Source organism: Methanobrevibacter sp. V74, from assembly GCF_963082495.1.
Classification (GTDB): domain Archaea; phylum Methanobacteriota; class Methanobacteria; order Methanobacteriales; family Methanobacteriaceae; genus Methanocatella.
The window spans coordinates 1-21061 of the sequence record NZ_CAUJAN010000003.1; the positions used below are offsets into that span (position 1 = coordinate 1).

Annotated in this window: 25 protein-coding genes; 16 read left to right on the forward strand and 9 right to left on the reverse strand. The window is 27.9% G+C overall.

Translation table 11 applies throughout. The annotated features are described in order from the left end of the window. The first annotated feature begins 94 nt into the window (after positions 1-94). From Q9969_RS04845 to Q9969_RS04855, 3 genes are all read left to right on the forward strand, one after another. Positions 95-484 (forward strand): hypothetical protein, encoded by a 390-nt coding sequence (locus Q9969_RS04845; RefSeq protein WP_305555039.1) that lies wholly within the window; start codon positions 95-97, stop codon positions 482-484. Between the two features lie 520 nt (positions 485-1004). Then, positions 1005-2375 carry a TldD/PmbA family protein gene (locus tag Q9969_RS04850; RefSeq protein ID WP_305555042.1) on the forward strand — a complete coding sequence of 457 codons (1371 nt, stop codon included), beginning with the start codon at positions 1005-1007 and terminating at the stop codon, positions 2373-2375. Further along, positions 2376-2933, forward strand: a complete 558-nt coding sequence (locus Q9969_RS04855; RefSeq protein ID WP_305555045.1) for a TIGR00296 family protein — start codon at positions 2376-2378, stop codon at positions 2931-2933. Between the two features lie 414 nt (positions 2934-3347). On the opposite strand, the gene Q9969_RS04860 is transcribed toward Q9969_RS04855, so the two are convergent. Both Q9969_RS04860 and Q9969_RS04865 read right to left on the reverse strand, forming a co-directional pair. Next, entirely contained in the window at positions 3348-3884 is a 537-nt protein-coding gene (locus tag Q9969_RS04860) for a transposase (RefSeq protein WP_305555048.1), read from the reverse strand. A 353-nt stretch (positions 3885-4237) separates the two neighbouring features. After that, complete coding sequence (locus Q9969_RS04865; RefSeq protein ID WP_305555051.1) at positions 4238-4645, reverse strand: helix-turn-helix domain-containing protein; 408 nt, start codon at positions 4643-4645, stop codon at positions 4238-4240. Positions 4646-4690: 45 nt separating this feature from the next. On the opposite strand from Q9969_RS04865, the gene Q9969_RS04870 reads away from it, so the two are divergent. Further along, positions 4691-5026 carry a transposase gene (locus Q9969_RS04870; RefSeq protein ID WP_342766056.1) on the forward strand — a complete coding sequence of 112 codons (336 nt, stop codon included), beginning with the start codon at positions 4691-4693 and terminating at the stop codon, positions 5024-5026. On the opposite strand, the gene Q9969_RS04875 is transcribed toward Q9969_RS04870, so the two are convergent. The 4 genes from Q9969_RS04875 to Q9969_RS04890 are packed head-to-tail and all read right to left on the reverse strand — an operon-like array spanning position 5021 to position 6446. After that, positions 5021-5368, reverse strand: a complete 348-nt coding sequence (locus Q9969_RS04875; RefSeq protein WP_305555057.1) for a hypothetical protein — start codon at positions 5366-5368, stop codon at positions 5021-5023. The two genes, Q9969_RS04870 and Q9969_RS04875, sit on opposite strands and share 6 nt — an antisense overlap. Beyond that, positions 5337-5594, reverse strand: a complete 258-nt coding sequence (locus Q9969_RS04880; RefSeq protein WP_305555060.1) for a hypothetical protein — start codon at positions 5592-5594, stop codon at positions 5337-5339. The genes Q9969_RS04875 and Q9969_RS04880 overlap by 32 nt, the downstream gene beginning before the upstream one ends. A gap of 4 nt (positions 5595-5598) precedes the next feature. Then, on the reverse strand, positions 5599-5928 hold the full coding sequence (locus tag Q9969_RS04885; RefSeq protein ID WP_305555063.1) for a NosD domain-containing protein: 330 nt from the start codon (positions 5926-5928) through the stop codon (positions 5599-5601). Beyond that, on the reverse strand, positions 5904-6446 hold the full coding sequence (locus tag Q9969_RS04890) for a right-handed parallel beta-helix repeat-containing protein (protein ID WP_305555066.1): 543 nt from the start codon (positions 6444-6446) through the stop codon (positions 5904-5906). The genes Q9969_RS04885 and Q9969_RS04890 overlap by 25 nt, the downstream gene beginning before the upstream one ends. Before the next feature lie 662 nt (positions 6447-7108). Between Q9969_RS04890 and Q9969_RS04895 the strand changes: the two genes are divergently transcribed. From Q9969_RS04895 to Q9969_RS04940, 10 genes are all read left to right on the forward strand, one after another. Beyond that, positions 7109-7954 (forward strand): right-handed parallel beta-helix repeat-containing protein, encoded by an 846-nt coding sequence (locus Q9969_RS04895; RefSeq protein WP_305555069.1) that lies wholly within the window; start codon positions 7109-7111, stop codon positions 7952-7954. Positions 7955-8096: 142 nt separating this feature from the next. Then, positions 8097-8660, forward strand: coding sequence for a TetR/AcrR family transcriptional regulator (locus Q9969_RS04900; RefSeq protein ID WP_305555072.1), 564 nt, complete (start codon positions 8097-8099; stop codon positions 8658-8660). A gap of 268 nt (positions 8661-8928) precedes the next feature. Then, on the forward strand, positions 8929-9621 hold the full coding sequence (locus Q9969_RS04905) for a hypothetical protein (protein WP_305555075.1): 693 nt from the start codon (positions 8929-8931) through the stop codon (positions 9619-9621). 16 nt (positions 9622-9637) lie between these two features. Continuing rightward, a complete protein-coding gene (locus Q9969_RS04910) occupies positions 9638-9973 on the forward strand; it encodes a transposase (RefSeq protein ID WP_305555078.1) in 336 nt (111 codons plus the stop codon). 730 nt (positions 9974-10703) lie between these two features. Next, positions 10704-12353, forward strand: a complete 1650-nt coding sequence (locus Q9969_RS04915) for an ABC transporter ATP-binding protein (protein ID WP_305555727.1) — start codon at positions 10704-10706, stop codon at positions 12351-12353. Position 12354: 1 nt separating this feature from the next. Further along, entirely contained in the window at positions 12355-13149 is a 795-nt protein-coding gene (locus Q9969_RS04920; protein ID WP_305555081.1) for an ABC transporter transmembrane domain-containing protein, read from the forward strand. 88 nt (positions 13150-13237) lie between these two features. Continuing rightward, on the forward strand, positions 13238-14077 hold the full coding sequence (locus Q9969_RS04925; protein ID WP_305555084.1) for an ATP-binding cassette domain-containing protein: 840 nt from the start codon (positions 13238-13240) through the stop codon (positions 14075-14077). 22 nt (positions 14078-14099) lie between these two features. Continuing rightward, the gene (locus Q9969_RS04930) at positions 14100-15599 is read left to right on the forward strand and encodes an energy-coupling factor ABC transporter ATP-binding protein (RefSeq protein ID WP_305555087.1); all 1500 of its coding nucleotides are present in this window, start codon (positions 14100-14102) and stop codon (positions 15597-15599) included. Positions 15600-15623: 24 nt separating this feature from the next. Then, on the forward strand, positions 15624-16316 hold the full coding sequence (locus Q9969_RS04935) for an energy-coupling factor transporter transmembrane component T (protein ID WP_305555730.1): 693 nt from the start codon (positions 15624-15626) through the stop codon (positions 16314-16316). An 18-nt stretch (positions 16317-16334) separates the two neighbouring features. After that, positions 16335-16940, forward strand: coding sequence for an MptD family putative ECF transporter S component (locus Q9969_RS04940; protein ID WP_305555090.1), 606 nt, complete (start codon positions 16335-16337; stop codon positions 16938-16940). Between the two features lie 466 nt (positions 16941-17406). Here the strand turns inward: Q9969_RS04940 and Q9969_RS04945 are convergent, their stop codons facing one another. Then, on the reverse strand, positions 17407-17754 hold the full coding sequence (locus Q9969_RS04945; protein ID WP_305555093.1) for a hypothetical protein: 348 nt from the start codon (positions 17752-17754) through the stop codon (positions 17407-17409). A 21-nt stretch (positions 17755-17775) separates the two neighbouring features. Next, positions 17776-18096, reverse strand: coding sequence for a hypothetical protein (locus Q9969_RS04950; protein WP_305555096.1), 321 nt, complete (start codon positions 18094-18096; stop codon positions 17776-17778). Positions 18097-18295: 199 nt separating this feature from the next. On the opposite strand from Q9969_RS04950, the gene Q9969_RS04955 reads away from it, so the two are divergent. Both Q9969_RS04955 and Q9969_RS04960 read left to right on the forward strand, forming a co-directional pair. Further along, positions 18296-19315, forward strand: a complete 1020-nt coding sequence (locus Q9969_RS04955; RefSeq protein WP_305514517.1) for an NOG1 family protein — start codon at positions 18296-18298, stop codon at positions 19313-19315. A gap of 105 nt (positions 19316-19420) precedes the next feature. Beyond that, the gene (locus tag Q9969_RS04960) at positions 19421-19978 is read left to right on the forward strand and encodes an Hsp20/alpha crystallin family protein (protein WP_305514516.1); all 558 of its coding nucleotides are present in this window, start codon (positions 19421-19423) and stop codon (positions 19976-19978) included. Positions 19979-20004: 26 nt separating this feature from the next. Here the strand turns inward: Q9969_RS04960 and Q9969_RS04965 are convergent, their stop codons facing one another. Continuing rightward, on the reverse strand, positions 20005-21015 hold the full coding sequence (locus Q9969_RS04965) for an SIS domain-containing protein (RefSeq protein ID WP_305555099.1): 1011 nt from the start codon (positions 21013-21015) through the stop codon (positions 20005-20007). Between the last annotated feature and the right edge of the window lie 46 nt (positions 21016-21061).

Genomic DNA, 21061 nt, shown 5'->3' on the forward strand with positions numbered 1-21061 from the left:
TTACCATAAATTTTGATATGGTTTCTACAAGGTTTAATATTTATAGTTATTATTAAAGAAATAATTATCTAATTATTTGAACGTGGGAATAATTATGAATAAAAATTTGCTCGTGCTAGTTTCTGCAGTAGTTATCATTATTTTAGTATGTGTAGGGTATTATTTCATGTCTAGTAGTGAAGATAATATTCCGAATCTCAGTGATGATACGCTTCTATTTGATTATTCTAAACAACCTATAACAAATTGGAATGAAAATACACAGGAATATAAATTCCATCAAAAAATTACCTCAGCCAATAATCGGGATGTAGAGAAGGTCAATATTGATATTATATTTTATAATCATGGTAAATTGATTGGTATTAAATCTAATAATATTAATCAAACTGAGAATGGGGCTTTTGATTTGGATTTCAGTATAAAATTAGATTCACAACCAGATGCATTCTATTATAATGTAACAGATTTGAATTGGGCTTAATTTCTTTTAGTTTCTGATGGATATTATTATGGGCATTGTAAATAATTCAATAAATGCCTATTGAGTCTGTCCTTTATTTTTTTATTAGATACTTCTAAAAAAATTCTTATTTCATGTTTTTTATTTTTAAAAATAGTTAATTATAAGTATGTGAGAAGATAAATAGTTATTTAACAACACGAAACCAAAACACTTCTCACATTTTATTTTTATACACTTTGTGACACTTAAATGTTTTGGTTTTGTTTTAGTAGTTTAGGTGTTTTGATATTTTATGACTTTAGTTTATAATAATGCTTCTTGTGAACAGGCTCTTTCAAAAAACTATGCTAAAATCAATGAAAAGAACATTTAAGACAACACAAGGTGTTTAAAACGAATCTGCCGCAGAGATTTGATTTGGAATGGAAATCGAAGACTCTATTTTGAAAATCAACAAATTTTTTGAAAGAGCCTTGCAACCTTTTATTAAATATGTTATCCAATGTATACTATATATAAATATTTTATGAGTGATAACATGGAAGAATATATAAATTTATTCGAAAATATTATTGCAAAAACCACTCAAAAAGTAGATTACATGGATATCAGATTTGAAATGGGAGAAAATACTTCCCTATTAATGAAAGATGGAAATGTAGATGAAATTAACACTGGGATGAATTTAGGAGCAAGAATTAGAGTGTTGAAAAATGGAGCTTGGGGTTTTGCATATGCCACAGATTTATCAAAAATTAATGAAATTACTGAAACCGCATTAAAATTATCCAATTCACTTAAAGGAGACGTTAGTTTAAGTGAAAGTGATATAATCAAAGATAAAGTAGAAATTGATGTTAAAATACCTTTCAAAGATATTTCAATTGAAGAAAAAAAAGACATAATGAAAGAAGCTAATGATGCTGCATCAATTGACAAAGTCAACAGTACCACAGTAAGCTATGCTGATAGTGAGGTAAACGAATTATTCATGAACAGTGAGGGCAGTGAAATTCAAATCAAAACAAGCAGATGCAGAATGGCATTAAACGCATCTGCAACCAATGGAGAAATAATTCAATTCGGACATGGGAGTCTTGGTGGTGTAAGAGGATTTGAAATAATAGCTGAAGCGGATATTGAAGAATTCGGGAAAAAAATTGGTGAAAAAACTGTCAGATTACTTGATGCCAAACCAGCGCCATCTGGAAAATTCCCAGTAATAGCTGACCCTGAGCTTACAGGAGTTTTAATCCATGAAGCTTTAGGACATGCCGTTGAAGGTGATTTAATACTTCAAAACGATTCTATCCTGAAAGACAAAATTGGTACACAAATTGCTTCAGATATTGTTAATATTTTTGATGATGCAAGCTTAAGAGAAGGATTTGGATACTATCCATATGATGTTGAAGGAGTTAAAACCAAACCAAACCAATTAGTTAAAGATGGGAAACTAATTTCACTTTTAAATTCAAGATCAACTTCATCAAAACTTGGAATGAAATCATCCGGAAATGCAAGATCCATAATTTCAGACCAACCAATCGTTAGAATGAGCAATACATTCTTACAACCTGGAGATAATGAAGTTAGTGAATTATTCGAAGACATCGATAATGGAATTTATCTTAAAGGCTCAAGAGGAGGGCAGGTTGATACTGGTAAAGGTATTTTCCAATTTAATGCTGCTGAAGGTTATTTAATTGAAAATGGTGAAATCACAACACCTTTAAGAGATGTATCATTATCCGGGAACATTTTAGAAACCCTGAAAAACATTGATGCAATAGGTAATGACTTTAAATTGAGTGTTGGATTTTGTGGAAAAGACGGTCAAACAGCACCGGTAGGTGATGGGGGACCTCATACAAGAATTTTAAATGCACTTGTTGGAGGCATGGGTTAAATGATAAGTGATAGGGCAGGAGAGTATTTAGTTAAAATAGCAAAAGAATCTATTAAACATTTTTTAAAAACAGGTACGCAATTAGAAAAACCTACTGATTATCCAATTGAATTAGATGAAGAATTGGGCGTTTTTGTAACTTTAAATAAAAACAATGAATTAAGAGGTTGTATTGGGTATGCAGAACCTATTAAACCAGCCATTGATGCGGCAATGGAAATGGCACTAGCAGCTGCACTTGATGATCCGAGATTTCCTCAAGTAAGTGAAAGTGAATTTGAAGATTTGGATTTTGAAGTTACAGTATTGACAAAACCTGAAATGATTGTTGTAGGGCACTATAACCAATACTTTGATGAAATTGAAATTGGTCGTGACGGATTAATTATTCAAAAAGGATATGCTAGAGGATTATTGCTTCCCCAAGTAGCTGTTGAAAATGCATTTACAAAAGAAGACTTTTTAGATCACACATGTATGAAAGCAGGAATTAGTGCAGACAGCTGGATGGATGAAAGCTGTGATGTGTTTAAATTCCAGGGCCAAATTTTTAAATAGTGATGGCAATGATGATACTATAGAAAATATCAATTACTATCATTAGCTCTCTCTCTTAACATTTTATTAAATCAAAAAATAAAAGTGTTAAGTGGGGGAGGAAGCATTCCTAGAAACTTAAGATTTTTCTTCTTTTTTTATTCTTAATTTTTTTACTAAATTGCTTAGTTTTTACTTATTTTAATTAATTTTACCTGTACTTATTCTAATACTTTATTGAATAGTTTTAATTTGATTATAGTTAGTTTCAATAATTAAGCATGATTTATTTTATATATTATTAACTATAAATATTAATATTAGTGATTAAAGTTTTTTAGTCACTGATTAAGTTAATATAGAGGTGGACTGATGTATTATTTTGATAGATTCATCATAGATTTTTTTAAAATATAGTTTTGGACAAAAAATTTTTTAGTTAAGGTTGATGAATTTTTTAATCCAATTTTTATAATATGAATCATTATTTATAATCCTATAAAATTCTTTTTCGAATAGTTCTTCCATGAATTCTATTGTATCAAATAAATAGTTTCCTATGTGTTTTTTTATTGATTTCCAGACTTGTTCTATTGGGTTTAAGTGAGGGGAATACACTGGTAAATGAATTAATTTTATATTTAATATTTTTGATGCTTGAATCACTAATTTAGCTTTGTGAACTGAGTAATTATCCAATATTGCTGCAATTCTTCTTTCTTTTTGTAGATTATTGATTAAATGTTCTTTGTTTAGTGATTCAATTAGTATTTCTTTTTGAATATTTTCTATGTTTGTGTGCTTTTCAGGAATTAATTTATTTGCTTTATTTTTTATTTTTACTAAAAATTGTTCTTCAGAACTATTATTGTTTGCTATAAATTCTTTAAATTCATTTTTTAATGAGTTAATTGTGCTTTCAGATTTTAGTTGATTATATATTTCAGTTTCATCTAATTTCGCATCTGCCAAAATATTTTTAAGCTCTAATATTAAATCTTCATTTTCACAATTGCCAATTTTAAGCTGGATTAATGATTTTATTTCCTCAAATGTGCGTGTATTTGGTTGAAATAAGATTAATGAATTGCCATTTACTGCTTGGTATCCATTTGTGTTTAATTTTATTCTCGTAGTTATTTTTGTCTGTCTATTTTTTTGTTCCTAATAAATAGTATAATCGGGTTGTATTGTCTTTATTTTGTACTGCTGTTTGATCTGCGAATATTAATATGTCTTTTTTCAAATCTATTTTCTTTTGTGTTTTTTTTAGTTGTTCTGAAGCATCTTCTGGTGCTTCAGCAGGAATAATATATGGTTTTCCATTATCCGAAGCCTAAATTTTTCATTATCCGCCTAATTTGTCTATCACTATAAGTAACGCCAAATTCTTCGATTATTTCGTGTTTTACTTCTCTAACGCTTGTTAATTGTTTTTTTATAATGTTCTCTTTTAGTTCTTCAAATTGTTTTTCTGATAATTTTGTTTTTCGTCCAGATCCTTCTTTTCTAAGTAATCCATCAAATCCTTCTTCATTCCAAGCTTTTAACCATGCATGGCCTGTTGGAATTGTTTTCCCACGTTTTTCTATTGCATATTTTACTGTTTCACCAGCATAAATGTCTTCAATGAATGTAATTTTTTCATAAAATTCTATATAACGTTTTAAATCCTTGAGCAGCTTTAACTTCATGAATTTTAGAAAGTGGGATTTTTTTGTTAATATAAGCATTCCTACCCATATTAATATTTTAGTCACATTTAATATAAATATTTTTTGTCCAAAACTATATTAGCATTATTTTCTGATAAATATATTCAACATCAATTGATAATGGAAAAACCAATAGCTATAATCTTAGATAATTATAGTGTGCATCATGCTATCTTTTTCACTGAGTTATGCAATATTTTAAATATGGACTTAATTCATTTACCTCCATATTCTCCAAAATATAATCCAATAGAACAAGTTTGGAGGACAATAAAAGCAAAAATATCAAGAAAATTCATAACAAGCATTGAACAATTAAAATTTATCTTTAAAAACAAATTTGAACAAGTAGTAGATAATGAAAGTTTCTGGGAAAATTGGCTCTGGAAGTTTCTATAAAATATTATAATTTTTAGTGTCGCAAACTATAGCAGTAATCTTATTTTCACCACTTAAACCGTTGATGTATACATGACCGTACATATCGGTTTCATCATCCACACTGTCACCTGAGTTTAGGGTGTATGTGATTTTTTCACCAATAATCGGCTCACCTGCAATGTCATTTAAAACAAGTATCACAGGACCGCCCTTAACATAACTGATAGTAATGTATGTATCAGTTTTAGCTTTCGGAATCAAGATGCTGTTGTCACCTGTTTCGATTGCAGCAAACTCCAGATGGAAATCGGTTTCAGATATGGGTTCGTCAATCCTTTTGATTCGTTTCGATTGCAGCAAACTCCAGATGGAAAACCTCAATGCCCTCTGCAATATTGTTGTTTTTAACAATAATGTCATCGGTAGGGTTCAACTCAAGACTTTTAAGCACCTTCAACCAGTAAAAAGTAACACTTGCCGGATTGACACTACTGTTTAGAGTTTCAACAGTGTTTCCTGTCATGTTTATTGAACCGATTGCTGAAGGAAACCCATGATCCTCGTTTTCAGCTTCAGAATAAATCAAAAGATTATTCCCGTAGAACAAAAGTATTGTTTATGATATCAAGGTTATCTGATGATTTTTTAAGGCTTATTACTGGCAGATTGTCATAGGTATTGTTTTCCCATTGTTTTAAATTATTGTAATAGGAAGTTTCAAGATAACCGCAGCTAATGAATTTGTTGTTTTTGATAACTGATCCCTTGGTTGATGCACCTCCGTAGAAAACTGCATAGGCATTGTTTATGAAAGTGTTGTTTTCAACCAATACATCACCTGAAGTGGATACAATGCTCACACCGTCAAGTACCGGTCCGTCAAAGGTATTGTTGATTACCTGGATGTTATGGGCACCCATAAGATTAACCGCCTTGTACCGGTCTCACTTGTAATCACGTGAGTGGTTGTGTCTGTGAAATATGAATTCCTGATAGTTGAATCAGATGTTGATGATAAATACACACCGCTTTCAAAGTTAATGAACCTGCAGTTGTCAATAACAATATTTCTAGAACCGCTAACCTGAATCGCCTGACCTTCTATAATTCCCATATAACTCGGCAACGGTTTGGCATTAATGAATGTGATTCCATTAATTTTGATTCCGTCACCTCTTATTTGAATTCTACAATTGCTAGACCCAGAAGTAATATTAACATTTTCACCTTTTAAAGTGATGCTTTTAGTTATTATAATCGTATCAGTGTTAATATTGTAACTCTTGGATTCACCTAAATTTACCGTATCTCCATCACTTGCCTTGTTGATTGCACTTTGAATATCATCAGTTGTGGTACCGTTGACTCTGTATTCCGTGCTTAACGTAGTTTCATCTGCAACAGATTGTCTGATTATCGTTTTCAGCTGAAACCGCACTAATTGATAGTATAATTACTAATGCAAGCAGTAATGTGATACAAATGCTTTTTCTTGTTCATAATTTACTCTCATTAATTCGAATTAAAAAGAGCTAATAAAATATTGATTAAAAAATAAGATTAGAATTTGGCTAATCTTTAATTAATATATTAATATTATCATTGATATAAAACTCGTTAATTAACCTTTAATTATTTATGTGAAATCTTTGTGTTTTGTTTTATTTGATTTTATTTTTAATAATTTTTCTTTTTTTGTAATTTTAGTTAGTATTATTTGGTAGGTTTTGCCCCCCTCGAAGAGTCATGTTTTAATAATATGGAGCAATTAGAGTGAAAATCAAAAAAACAAGCATAATCCTTAAATATATATAATTAATATAAATATATTCGATGTGTGAATTTTTACACATCAAAAACTTTTAAAGAGTTTAAAATATTGGTTAAAAAAATAGAGGTTAAAATATAAAAAAATTAATTTGAATAAAAAAATGATTAAATCATTTTTCTCCTCCTTTATTAATAAAGAATCGTTGTGAAATGAATGATAATTCATAATTAATAAGATATGAACCTATCAAATTAACGAAATTATATAATAAACTCTAATTTTTAATTTATGTTTGAACTCTATAATTAAATTTATGGAGGAAAAAATTTATGAGATTAAACTATAAAATCGTAATTGCAATGTTGGTTCTTGCAATTTTTGCAGTTGGATCCGTTTCAGCAGCAGAAGTTGTAGCTGATGATGTAATTGATGACTCAGTAGATGATGTTGTCATTGATGATGTGCCTTTATCTGATTCTGTTCAAGATGAAGATGATTCAATTGATGATGAAATTCAAACTACTCGTGGTTATGATGTAGATGACTCAATGGATTCAGATACTATAAATCGATATATTAATACTACATCAACTGGCGTAGTCAATTTCACTCCAGGAACATATAAAAGTATGGCATTAGTCTTAAAAGACAATGTGGCATTATATGGTAACGGAGCAACAATTTATGGTAATGGCACAGACAATGTGTTTACTATTACTGGAAAATCTAATTTCACAATTACTGGATTTAACATAATTGTTAATTCTACACAAAAAGCTGCAATCTATGGATCAAATGTTTCTAATGTAGCAATTACTGATAATACAATTACTGGTGGAAAAGATGGAATAAACATATTCCAAACTTATAATGCAACAACAATAACTGGTAATACAATTTCAGGTGTTACTAGAGATGCAATTTCCTTAGTAAATCATAAAACCTTTTCAGATTCTGAATGGAGTAATTGGCCAAGTTCAGTAGTTTCAAATAACAATATTACTGGTGGACAATATGCAATGTTCTTTGGAGGCAACTTTAAAGGAACAATAAGTGGCAACACCATCACTAATTCTACTTATGGTATGCAATTTGCAGGTAAAAAAAATGAAACTAATGGTAAATTGTGTCATTGTCATAGCTACTTAATGCATCATATGCTGATTGTGTCATGAACCATTATTTATAGCAATTTTTCGTGTTAAATTTATTAATAACAAATACTAAATATACTCTTGTATTCATAGACAGTTTTTTATTAATATTTAAAAAATTAAATGAGGATTCATACAATTTCATCAGTGAATAGTGAGTGATATGGTTCAAGTTTTAAAGGATGATGTCAAGAATAGAATTTTTGAAGCTGCTTTAAATGAGTTCTATAAAAAAGATTTTAAAAGCGCTAATTTAAGGTCTATTGCAAATGAAGCCGATGTGTCTGTTGGTTTAATTTACTCCTATTTTAATAATAAAGAGGATTTATTTGATGAAATTGTTAAACCAGCCATAAACATTTCATTTGAAAATTTTAATTATAAAAATACTGATCCATATAATGTATTTATTAATTTTGAACGTGATATGATTTTAGAACTTTTAGATAATCATAAAATATTTGTAATTTTGGCTGATAAAAGTTCTGGGACTAAATATGAAGAATACAAAGAACAGTTAGTGGAGAATTTAACAATTCACATCTCTGAAAATATTGATAAATCCCACTTTAATAATAAATTAGAATCTGATGATGTATTTATACACATTTTAGCAAATACTTTCATTGAAGGAATCCTGGAAATAGCCCGTCATTATAAAGGGAAAAAATGGGCTGAAAGTATGCTGGATTTATTTGCGGAATATTATTATAACGGATTTAAATAAGCTCTTCAATATGCCTCAAATCATTCCTAGAAACTTAAGATTTTTTATTTTTTTTTATCATTGTTTATTCATTGAAAATTGCTAATTTTGATTTATTTTGCTTTAATCCGTTATTATTTATTTTAATACTTTATTAATTAATTTTAATTTATTTATATCTAATTTTAATAATTATTAATAGTTTATTTTAAATATTATTAATTATATATATTTATATAAGTAATTAAAGTTTTTTAATCATGAATTTATTTGATTGGGGGTTGGATTGATGTATTCTTATGATAGATTTGTCAAAGATTTTTTCAGTTTATTTGATGTTTTTATATCTGAAAAATATGTAACTGAAGATAATAAGTTTATTAGAGATAGAAAAATGACTCAAAAAGAGTATACAACATTTATTCTTTCTCAAAGAAGCTGTACATCTTATATTGAAACGATTAGATTTTTTTTCACAATAGGATTGAATAAGAAGTTTAAAACAATTTCTAGCCAAGGAATTGGAAAACAAAGAATGTTCATTGACCCAAAAGTTTTTATTGATATGAATGAATCTTTTATTGACCAATTATATGGCAAATATTCTGGATTTTCAAAATTTAAAGGATATATTGTTAGTGCTTGTGATGGAAGTATTATTGATCTTCCCAATGTTACTTTAACACATGAAGAATTCCCTGTTGGTGATGAAAACCTGTTAAAAGAAAAAAGAATTCGTGCAAGAGTTTCATGTCTTTTAGACGTTCATTCTAAACATATTTTAACAGCAAAAATTGTTGAAACAACAATAAATGAAGTAGATTTAGCAATTGAACATTTAGAGAACTTAAAACAAAGATTAAACATTACAAAATTAATTACCATTTACGATCGAGGATATCCATCAATCGAACTCATGGCAAAAACCATTGATTTAAACTCTAAATTTTTAATAAGACTACCAAAAAAGAAATGTATTTAGACATTTAATCAAACAAATGAAGACTAATGATGAAATTATAAAAATAAATTTAACAAATAATAGATTAAGTCATTTTGATGATGAAAATTTAAAAGAAAAAGCAAGAAAGATGGGGCGATTAGAAATTCGCATAGCATTAGTAGATATTGGTAAGAACGAACCTGAAATACTTGCAACAAATTTAACATCTGAAGAATTCTCAACAGAAGATTTAAAAGAATTATATGGTAAAAGATGGTCAGTTGAAACTGGATTTGACAGATTAAAAAAATTTAATCGAAATCGAAGATTTCAGCGGAATTCGAAGAACAATAATCGAACAAGATTTTCACGCCCACATATTCGTTTATAACCTAGCAATGACAATTAAAAATCATGCAGAAAACAATATAACAAGAATACCCAGAAATAAAGATGAAAAAATAATTTATCAGTCGAATTTCGCAAAAATAACGGGAAACATCTATTTATTCTTATTTGACCTAATATTTTGAAACGCAAACGAAAAGAGAGCAAATAATCGATTTTATAGTAAAAGAAGCATCTAAAGAACTAATACAATATAAAGAAAATCAATACAATAATAAAGAACGAAAACCCCCGGATGTTTATAATAAACATCCAGGAAACAAGAAAAAAACACACTAATCAAATAATTTCACCAAAAATTAGTGAGTTTTCACATCTTGTTTAATAGTTCTGTTCACAAATCATATAAAAAACTTACGAAAATCAAATCCTAATCCCAAAATAATATAACAACGTTATCAAATAAACAGAATTAATAAAAAATTTCACATGAAAAATCTTAAGTTTCTAGGAATGGCCTCAAATAGAAAAATTTATATGTGGTTTAAAACAATTCAATATTAAACAAAAGTTTAGTTTTGATTTTGTGATATTTTATTTTGGAAAATATGCTTCGTATTCTGTGACATTATTCTGGTTCGAATAAAATTTTTACAAACCTAAAATTAAACAAATGTTCGAATATTAATTGTGGTCATCATGGACAATGAATTAACAGCATCATATTTAAAAAAAGAAATTGGGTTTCTGATTTCTTAATATTAATCAAATCAATATTTGAAATATTGCCTTTACTGCTAACAGTCTATATTATTAATCAAATCATGTTTAATTCAATGGATTTGAATAATTTACTAATCATATCATTATTAATTATAATTTTTTCTGTATTAAAATCCGTTTTTTATGGATTGTCCATATGGAAAACCCATGAATATGCATATGAAGTACTAGTAGAAATAAGATTAAAAGTTATAAATCATCTAAAGAAATTATCCCTCGGGTTTTTTCAAGATAAAAAGATTGGAAACTTTTCAAACATTATAAATCATGATGTCGAACAAATAGAATTATATTTGGCACATGCATCACCTGAAATCATGTCAATGACTTTAATTCCAATATTAATTTTTATAATTTTATTAATTTGCAATTGGTGTCTTGCATTAGCATTAGTTTCAACAATGCCAATTATATTCATTCTTAAAAAAATAACGGATTATTATTTAAGTGACTCTTTAAGAAAATTTACAGAAAGCTCTAAAAAAATGTCAGAAGATTTAGTTGAATATATAAACACAATTTCTGTAATAAAAGCATTCAGTAATAATGAAAATAAAACAAATGATGTTTTAAATGGTATGAATGATTACCTAAAATGGATTAAATCTGAAATGTTAAACATTACAATCCCATCAGCAGTAATTTCATTCTTTTCAGAATTAGGACTAATTTTACTAATTATCATTGGCTCAAAGCTCTTAGTTGATAATGAAATTCCTCTAATAATTTTTATTTTATCCATTATCCTAGGAGAACAATTTTCAAAAACAATAAATAGATTTCCCACCTATCAGCATATTAACATAATTTTAAATGAATCCATCAGAAAAATCAACACAATATTAAATGTCAATCCAATAGCTAAGGATAACATTACTAAAAATCCTATCAATGGAGATATTGTATTTAAAAATGTTGATTTTTCATATGATGGTAACGAAAAAGCTTTATCCGATATTAATATGATTTTTAAGGAAAATTCAACTACTGGAATTATTGGATCTTCAGGCAGTGGAAAAACAACTATAGCCAATCTAATAATGGGATTTTGGAAAGTGGATAAGGGATCAGTAACCATCGGAAATACAAATGTTGACAGTATAAGTGAAAAAGATCTTTCTAGTTTAATCTCAATTGTACAACAAGATGTTTTTCTTTTCAATCAATCAATTGAAGATAATATCCAAATCGGAAGGGAAAATGCAACAAAAGAAGAAATAATCGAAGCCGCCAAAAAAGCACAGATTCATGAGTTTATAATTTCTTTAAAAGATGGTTATGATACTGTAGTTGGAGAAAACGGTGTTAAATTTTCAGGTGGAGAAAAACAAAGAATTTCAATAGCAAGAATGATACTAAAAGACTCTCCAATAGTAATTTTGGATGAAGCTACTTCAGCTGTTGATTCTGCTAACGAATACCTTATTCATGAGGCAATAAACAATCTTGGAAAGAATAAAACAGTTATAATAATTGCACATCATTTAAACACAATCAAAAACCTCGACAATATAATTTTAATGGACAATGGGAAGTTAATTTGCAGTGGAAAACATGAAATATTATTAAATTGTCAAAAATATAGGGATATGTTAAATAAACAGAATCAAGTGGATAATTGGCAGATTAAGGAGATTTAAAATGTATAGATTAATTTTTAAAGACATGACTTTTAAAGCAAAATTGATGTTATTCATTTCCATACTGTCTTTTGTTGCATATTCTTTAAGTGGTATTGGAATTTTAATTTTGGCTTTGGATATGATTTCCAAAATAATTGAAGGAATGCATGTTGATTTAATGCATTACTGGATATCCATGATTCTTTTACTTATAATTAAAGTAATTTCAAATTGTTCTGCAGATATTTTAAAACATTTCACTGGCTTTGAAATAGTTGAAAAAATTAGAACATCGATTATTCTAAAGCTTAAAAAATTTTCTCTTGGAGTTTATACTAATGAACGGTTGGGTGAAATTAGTACGATAATTCATAAGGATGTTGACAATATGGAAGAAGTTGTTGCACACATCTGGTCAAGGATGATTAGCGATTTCATAATTGCAACATTAATTGCAATAGGTTTAACCCTATTTAATTGGAAGCTTAGTTTAGTTATGATAATTCCACTGCCGTTTGCAGGCATTGTTTTATATCACAGTATTAAAAGAGGTAAATATTTAGAAAAGACAGTTAAAGATGACTCTTTTGACATGGTCAGTTTGTTTGTAGAGTATGTTAAAAGCATCCCCTTAATTAAAGCATTTAACAAGAATAAAAAATTTGAAAATCTATTAAAAGGAAAGGTTAAAAAATTTTCTAAAAGCAGTAAAAATTTATCTAAATTCAATGCAAAATATCTGGGAACCTATAATTTAATATTAGAGTTTAGGAATATCATTTTTATTAATAATCGGAGTGTTTTTATTATTTAAAAATAACATAAACCTTGCAACATACTTGATATTTATTATTATAAGCAGGGAGTTTTATAAACCGTTTTTTGCCATGGAAATGCACTATTTGAATTACATTAAAGTATCTGATTCATATAAACGAATTTTAAAGTTCCTAAATGAAAAGTGTATTGAAAATCCTGCAAATCCTAAAAAAACTAATAATTTCGACATTACCTTTGAAAATGTTGAATTTTCATATGAGGATGAAGATTTTAAACTTAAAAACGTCAATTTTGAAATTGAAGAGAATACTTTAACTGCACTTGTTGGACCATCAGGTTCTGGAAAAACCACAATCACCAATTTGCTTTTACGATTTTGGGATCCTGATGAGGGAAAAATTAAAATTGGAGGCGTAGATATCCAAGAAATGGATTATGATTATCTATTAAGTAACTTAAGTGTTGTTATGCAAAATGTAATTTTATTTGCTGACACTATTTACAACAATATAAAAATAGGAGATAAAAATGCAAGCAAAGAAGAAGTAATTGAAGCCGCAAAGAAAGCTCAAATTCATGAGTTTATAATGACATTGCCAGACGGTTATGATACAATGATTGGTGAAAATGGTTTGGGTCTTTCAGGCGGACAGAAACAAAGAATATCAATTGCCCGTGCATTTTTACAAAATGCTCCAATATTGATATTGGATGAAATTACAAGTAACGTAGACCCAATTAACGAATCCAAAATTCAAAATGCAATAAGTGAATTAGCAAAAAATAAAACGATTTTAGTAATAGCCCATCATTTAAACACAATTAAAAATGCAGAGAATATATTGGTCTTTGATGATGGTCAAATTGTTCAAAATGGAACTCATGATGATTTAATTATAAAAGAAGGCTTGTATAAAACTCTTTGGAATGTACAATCAAAATCTAAAGAGTATACTTTTTAAATCTAAAATATTGGTGACAAATATGATTTCAATACAAAATCTCAATTTTTCTTATAAAAAAAATAGGGAAATTTTAAAAGGTATAAATTTAAACATGAATGAAAACGAATTAATTTTGGTAAGTGGAGTTAGCGGATCGGGCAAAAGCACTCTTTTCAATTGTTTCAACGGATTAATACCTCATTTTTATAATGGAATTTTTGAGGGTGATGTTTTGGTAAATGATAAAAATACTAAAGAATTAGCTCTACATGAAATTTCAGAAGTAATCGGTTCCGTTTTTCAAGACCCACGTTCTCAATTTTTCACAACAGACACTACCGATGAAATATCATTTGTTTGTCAGAATATGGCTATGGATAAATATGAAATAATTAAAAAAGTTGATGATGTTTTTTCCTTCTTGGATATTGAATATTTAAAAGATAAAAATATTTTTAAATTATCTAGTGGAGAAAAACAGAAAATTGCTATTGCTTCTGCAGCTGTTCTCAATCCGTCAGTTTATATTTTTGATGAACCCTCTGCTAATTTAGATTTTGATTCAATTAATAAATTGACTGAACTTTTTAGACTATTGAAAAGTAAAGGCCATACAATTATAGTTATTGAACATAGGATTTATTATCTAAAGAATCTGATTGATAGGATGATTTATATAGAAAATGGGAAAATAAAAAAAGAATATTCATTTGAAGACATTTGTAGAATGTCCAATGACGAATTTAATTCTTTAGGTTTGAGGTCCCTTCATTTGGATAAGATTTCTATTAAAAACAATCCAAACAATATTGACAAAAGCAGATGTTTAGAACTTAAGGACATATGTTTTTCCTATAATCATAAAACTTCACTACTCTTTTCACAGGGCAGTTGTTCTAGAAATCTAGACAATATTAATTTAAAAGTTTTTGGCGGAGAAATTATAGGTCTGATTGGTAAAAACGGTGCTGGAAAAACCACCTTGGCAAAAATTATATCCGGACTTCTAAAAGAAGAATGCGGTGAGATTTCAATTGATAATGTTGTCAAATCTAATAAGGACAGGTTAAAAGAATCTTATTTTGTAATGCAGGATTCAGATTATCAGTTATTTGAAAGTAGTGTCAGAAAGGAATTGGAACTGGCCAATGAAAATGTAGTGGATTTGGATGAAAAAATAGAAAAAATAACAAAGAAACTGGGATTATATAAATATTTAGAACATCATCCTACAAGTCTTTCTAGAGGTCAAAAACAAAGATTAACTATTGCCTGTTCCATTATTCCTGAAAAGGATATTATAATTTTCGATGAGCCTACAAGCGGATTAGATTTTAACAACATGAAATATGTATGCGATTTGATTATAAATTTGTCTAAAAAAGGGAAAATTATTTTTATAATATCACATGATTTTGAATTTCTTTTAATGGTGTCCACAAGGATTTTATATTTAAATAATGCTGAAATAATCGAGGATTTCGAATTAAAAGAAGAAAATCTGGATTTGTTTAAACAATTATTATTTTTAGGAGATTAAATTATGAATCACAGTATTTTTGAAATGAATCATCATTTAGATCCTAGAACTAAATTTTTTTTGATAATAGTCATTGGATTTATGATGTTTTATTTGAGTGAAATAAGTTACATGGTATTTATTTTACTTTTATTTATTTTTTTATCTATTAATGATGGAATATTCAAAGAATCATTTAAAATGTTTTTAATCTTTGCTTTTCTGTTATTGATAGATTACTTATCTATTTTTATAGGGAATATAGGGTTGAATATTGCTGTATCCACAGCATTGTATCTTATTGAAAGATTTTTTGTTTTTGGGATGATGGGTTTTTACATATTTAAAACAACCAAATTATCTGAGTTTATAATAGCTCTTGAAAATTTTAATATCCCTCAGACCATAATATTACCATTTTCCGTGATGATAAGATTTTTACCAACCATATTTGAGGAATATAATTATCTAAAAGATAGTATGAAAATTCGAGGCATAACATCTTCGTTTAAGATGATTATTAAAAAACCATTAGATTATATGGAATATTTCCTTGTCCCTATTTTAATTAGAAGTTTTAAGATTGCCGACGAGTTATCGGCTTATGCAATGTTAAGGGGGTTAGATAGTGGAAAAACTAAAACAATGCTTTATGATTTGAAATTTACAAAATTCGATTATTTACTAATATTCGTAATCATAATATCTACTTTAATTTTTTATATTAAAATTTTTTAAGAAAATGAAGGTGTAACAATGGAATTTAAAATGAAAGATGACAATAAATTGAATACACGAGACTTAATAACTTTAGGAATTTTTAATGCTATAGCTATTGTAGTATATATGTTAGTATCCTCTTTATTTTGCATAACAATATTGGGATCACTAATTTCTACTGCTGCAGTTTATTTAGTGATTGGAGTGGTATATTTATTGCCGGCTATTAAAATACGAAAAAGAGGAGTATTTTTAATTTGTGGAATAATACTAGCAATAATATCTCTTTCTTCAGGCCAGATTTATCATGTTATTTCAGTGATAATTGGTGCCGTAATAGCTGAAATGCTAGCAGGAGATTATAGTACTTCTAAAAAAATATCCTCTGCATTTGTTGCTTTAATGACTTTTGATTTTATAGGCATAAATTTACCAATATTTGCTTTTGGACCATCATATATACTTGAGAGAGGTGCAAGGTACGGCATTACTGAAGCAGCAATCAATTCTTCACTTCACTATTTCACATGGTCGACTTTTATTATTTTACTTGTATTAAATATTGTTTGTGCTATATTTGGGGCTTGGATTGGAATGAAAATAATTGAAAAACATTTTAAAGAATCAGATTTAGTTGAGTAAAATAAGTTCTTGAAGAAAATAATTTTAAATCTGTGAAATGGTTATGACTGGGCTAAAATTTTATTCAATTTAAATAGTGATTAGCTTAAAATTAGAAAAAACATTTAAAAATAAAGTTAAATATAGAATAGGAGTTTTTTTTTTTTTTTTTTAAACTCCTATCTTCCATTATTTAAAATTATATTTCATTAATACAATTTGCAATATACCTTCTCATATGATGTATTTTATATTGTTTAATATTTTTATATAATATCTGTGACTATAATTTTAGCATGAAAGAAATAATGGCTATTCTATTTTTAATGAATCTGACTATGAATTTTAAGGATAATAACAACCCAGATTTATTACTTTGAATGTATTTGGTATAATATAATGTTTGAAAACAAATTAAATTTCAATTAGCTTACCGTTAATGCGAAAGACACTTTATTAAAGTTATAGTTACTGATTTACTTTTAATTTAAGTAACAGTGTCATGAAGAATTATGTGATGAAACATCACTGTCAAATCAGCAGCAACACCAGATTCCTGAATTTCTGCAGCTTCACTGTGATTAATTTCAACACAACTAAAACATAAAATATTAAATAGTATAATGTACAAAAATGTACATTGAGAGAGATAAGTATTAGATATATCCATTACCATCCTTTTATATTCATTATATTTTGGAAGTGGGTCTTCAGGATTTTCACATTCGCAGATTACATAAATATCCTCATCTAAATAATTTTCTGAATCTTCATCCATAATTGATGTGATTTTTTCTCTAAACCTACTATTACAATTCCAACTGATTATTTTCATTTTTTATCATTCCTTCAAATATTATTCATAATCATTAACAGAATTAATCAAATTATCCATATCATCAATAACATCTTCAATATTATTTTCTTCAGATAAGATTAACTCATTAGTTAAATCATCTACTTTACCAATTAATTCTTTGATTAACTTTTTTCTCGAAGCTATTTCATATTTTGTTTTTTCTGTAGGAGTTAAAGCATTTAATATTTCTATTTGGGATTCAACAACTTCTTTACAATTATCTAAAACTGCATTAAATTTTGTATTCGTAATTAATGTTTTCTTGATGAAAATTATCTGAAGTCCAAGAACATTAACAACCACAATAAACAAATTCATAGTCAATTTTCACCACATTATTTTGCATTTTATGGAAATCATCATTTCGATATACACCTAAACAACTGTTTATTTAAATGTTATAACCAACTAATAATTGGGACTTCATCCGCAAATTTAATTAAGCATCCCAATCAAAAAGATTATTGTAAAAAAGGTAAGTGAAACCATAAAAGTAACTGATATTTTAGTGATAATAATGATGATACCTACAATACCTACGCCTGATGAAATTTTAGATAAAGGATTCAGCAGAGGTAAAAAACAAGCAGACTTAATGAGGAGTCAAAAAATACCTAAACATTTAAAAGGTAAAAGAATTGAAGAAAGAAGAGTTGTAACTTCTTGTCAAGTTATTAAAGATAAATTAAAATCTATTCTTGATGCAGTTCCTGAAATTGAGAGTTTACATCCGTTTTATCAAGACTATATCGACATTACTGTTGGTGTTGATGATATGAAACAGGCACTTGGGGGTCTTAACTGGGCTTATGGAATCATAACACAACTTGAAAAAGAATATGGGGCTAAAATTAGGAAAAACCCTTCTGAAAATGCAACTGCAATACAAAAGCAGGCTTATGGCAGAATCGCATCAGTTATAAATAAAATCAAAAAAAATCTGGATTTCCTTGATTTTGCAAAACAAAACTTAAGGAATATGCCTACAATTGATTTTGATGCAACAACAATAGTAATTGCTGGTTTTCCTAACGTAGGTAAATCTACTCTTTTAAGACAAATTACCGGAGCAGATCCTCAAGTTGCCAATTATCCATTTACAACAAAAGGTATTCAGATTGGCCATACAGAAAGACATTGGAAAAGTATTCAAATTATTGACACCCCAGGACTTTTAGACAGACCAGTTTTAGAAATGAACGATATTGAGATGAATGCAATTGTCGCACTTGAACATTTAGCGGATGCCATATTATTTATCTTTGATGCTTCTGAAACTTGCGGATTTCACTTAGATAACCAATACAACTTATTAAAACAAATTGAAAAAATATTTTCCGAAATTCCAACTGTTTACTTATTTAATAAAATGGACTTAATTGACGATGCAGAATATCTCAATCAATATATTGATGATGAAAACAATTCAATTTTTATTTCAGCTATTGAAGGAGAAGGCATTGATAAAATTAACAGAAAAATTGATACTATTAAAAAAATCGACAGAAAACTCGAAGAAGATGATGAGTATTACTAATGCCTAAATTTAGTAACTTGAAGTTATTAATAGTTAAATTTATATACTGACAAAACGTAATTAACACATACTTATAATCAATTCATCAATAAGGAGCGTGAAATTATGGTGGATAGTGAAACTATAGAAACTAAAATTTCTGATACAAAAGATAAATTTGATGAGAAAAAAGAAGAACAAAAAGATAAGTATGAAGAAACCAAAGAAAAAGGCAAAAATATTGCAGATAATGTAATCAACGATTTAAACGCCAGCATAGATGAATTCAAAGAATACATTAAAAATGTTCAAAAAACTGCAGACCAAAAATATGCTGATTACAAAAAATCTACTGTTCAAACCTTAGACATTGATCTTGTTGAAACCGAAAACAAATACCATATTAAAGCAGCAGTTCCTGGTGTTGATAAAGAAGATGTTTTAATTGAAGCAGGAGACAATGATTTAACCATTGAAACTACTTTCAAATCATTCATTGAAGAATTTGAAGAAGAAGATGCAGAAGTAATCGTGTCTTCAATTAAGACTGGCAGATGTGTTAAAACTATAAGATTTGAAAACAGCATTGATTTAGAAAATATTTCTGCTAAATTCTCTAACGGAATCATTATTGTAACCATTCCGAAATTAGTAATTCCAAAACATAAAGTCAATGTAGAGTAAACTCTACATTATTCTTTTTTTAAAGATTAATATCTTACTTTTCCAATATGTCTTGTAGCACCAGGATCTTCACCATTATAATGTGCTAAATAATAAACAAACCATTCAAGAGGGATTACAAATACAAATGGAGATAATAATTTATCAATATCCGCATAATCTTTTAATTCATAAATAATTGATTTTAATTTTAAATTTTCTGAAAATTCAATAGCTTTTTGTGTAATTTCATCAGATTCAAAATCTGATTTTAAAAATATAATCGGAACATCCTTTTCGGCTCTTTCAATTAAACCATGCCTAAATTCAGCAGAATATTCCGGGCATGCATGTTTAATAGCCCCTTCCATGAGCATGGTCATTGCTAACTTATAAGCAAGCCCAAAGTTGGGTCCACTACCTAAACAATAGAAAATATCCTCATTTTTAAAATTTTCAGCTAATAATCTATTATCATATTCAGTAGTTTTTAATAAATCTTCAAGAATGTCGGGAATTACAATTAATTGCTTTAATAAAGTATCCTTTCCATCATAATTACTGGCCGCGAATAAAATTTGATACAGACAAGCAAGTTGAGTAATGTAAGTTTTAGTACCTAAAATTGCTGTTTCTTTTTCACATCTTGTAATAATTGGAGTTTTAGCTTCTTTAATCATTGAGCTTTCAGGTTCATTAGAAATAGATACACTGTGAATATTAAATTCATTAGTTTTTCTAAGTGAAGCAAGAGTATCAGCAGTTTCACCAGATTGTGAGGTAAAAATAGCAATAGAGTTTTCATTAATGGTTAATTTTTTATTGTAGTAAAATTCATAACCAGTATAAACTTCAATGTCAATATTTGTGCTTGACATTCTTATTGCATCTCTAACACTATAACAAGTTGAAATAGAACTTCCACAACCGATTAAATATACCTTATCTTTTTCAGGAATCAGTTTAGAAACTTCATCCATTGTTGATTTTTCACATTCAAAAGTTTTTCTAAGTGAGTCAGGTTGTTCCATCATCTCATCATACATTTTATATTTCATGGATTAAACTCCTTAAAATTAAATATTATAATTAATATATTGTTAA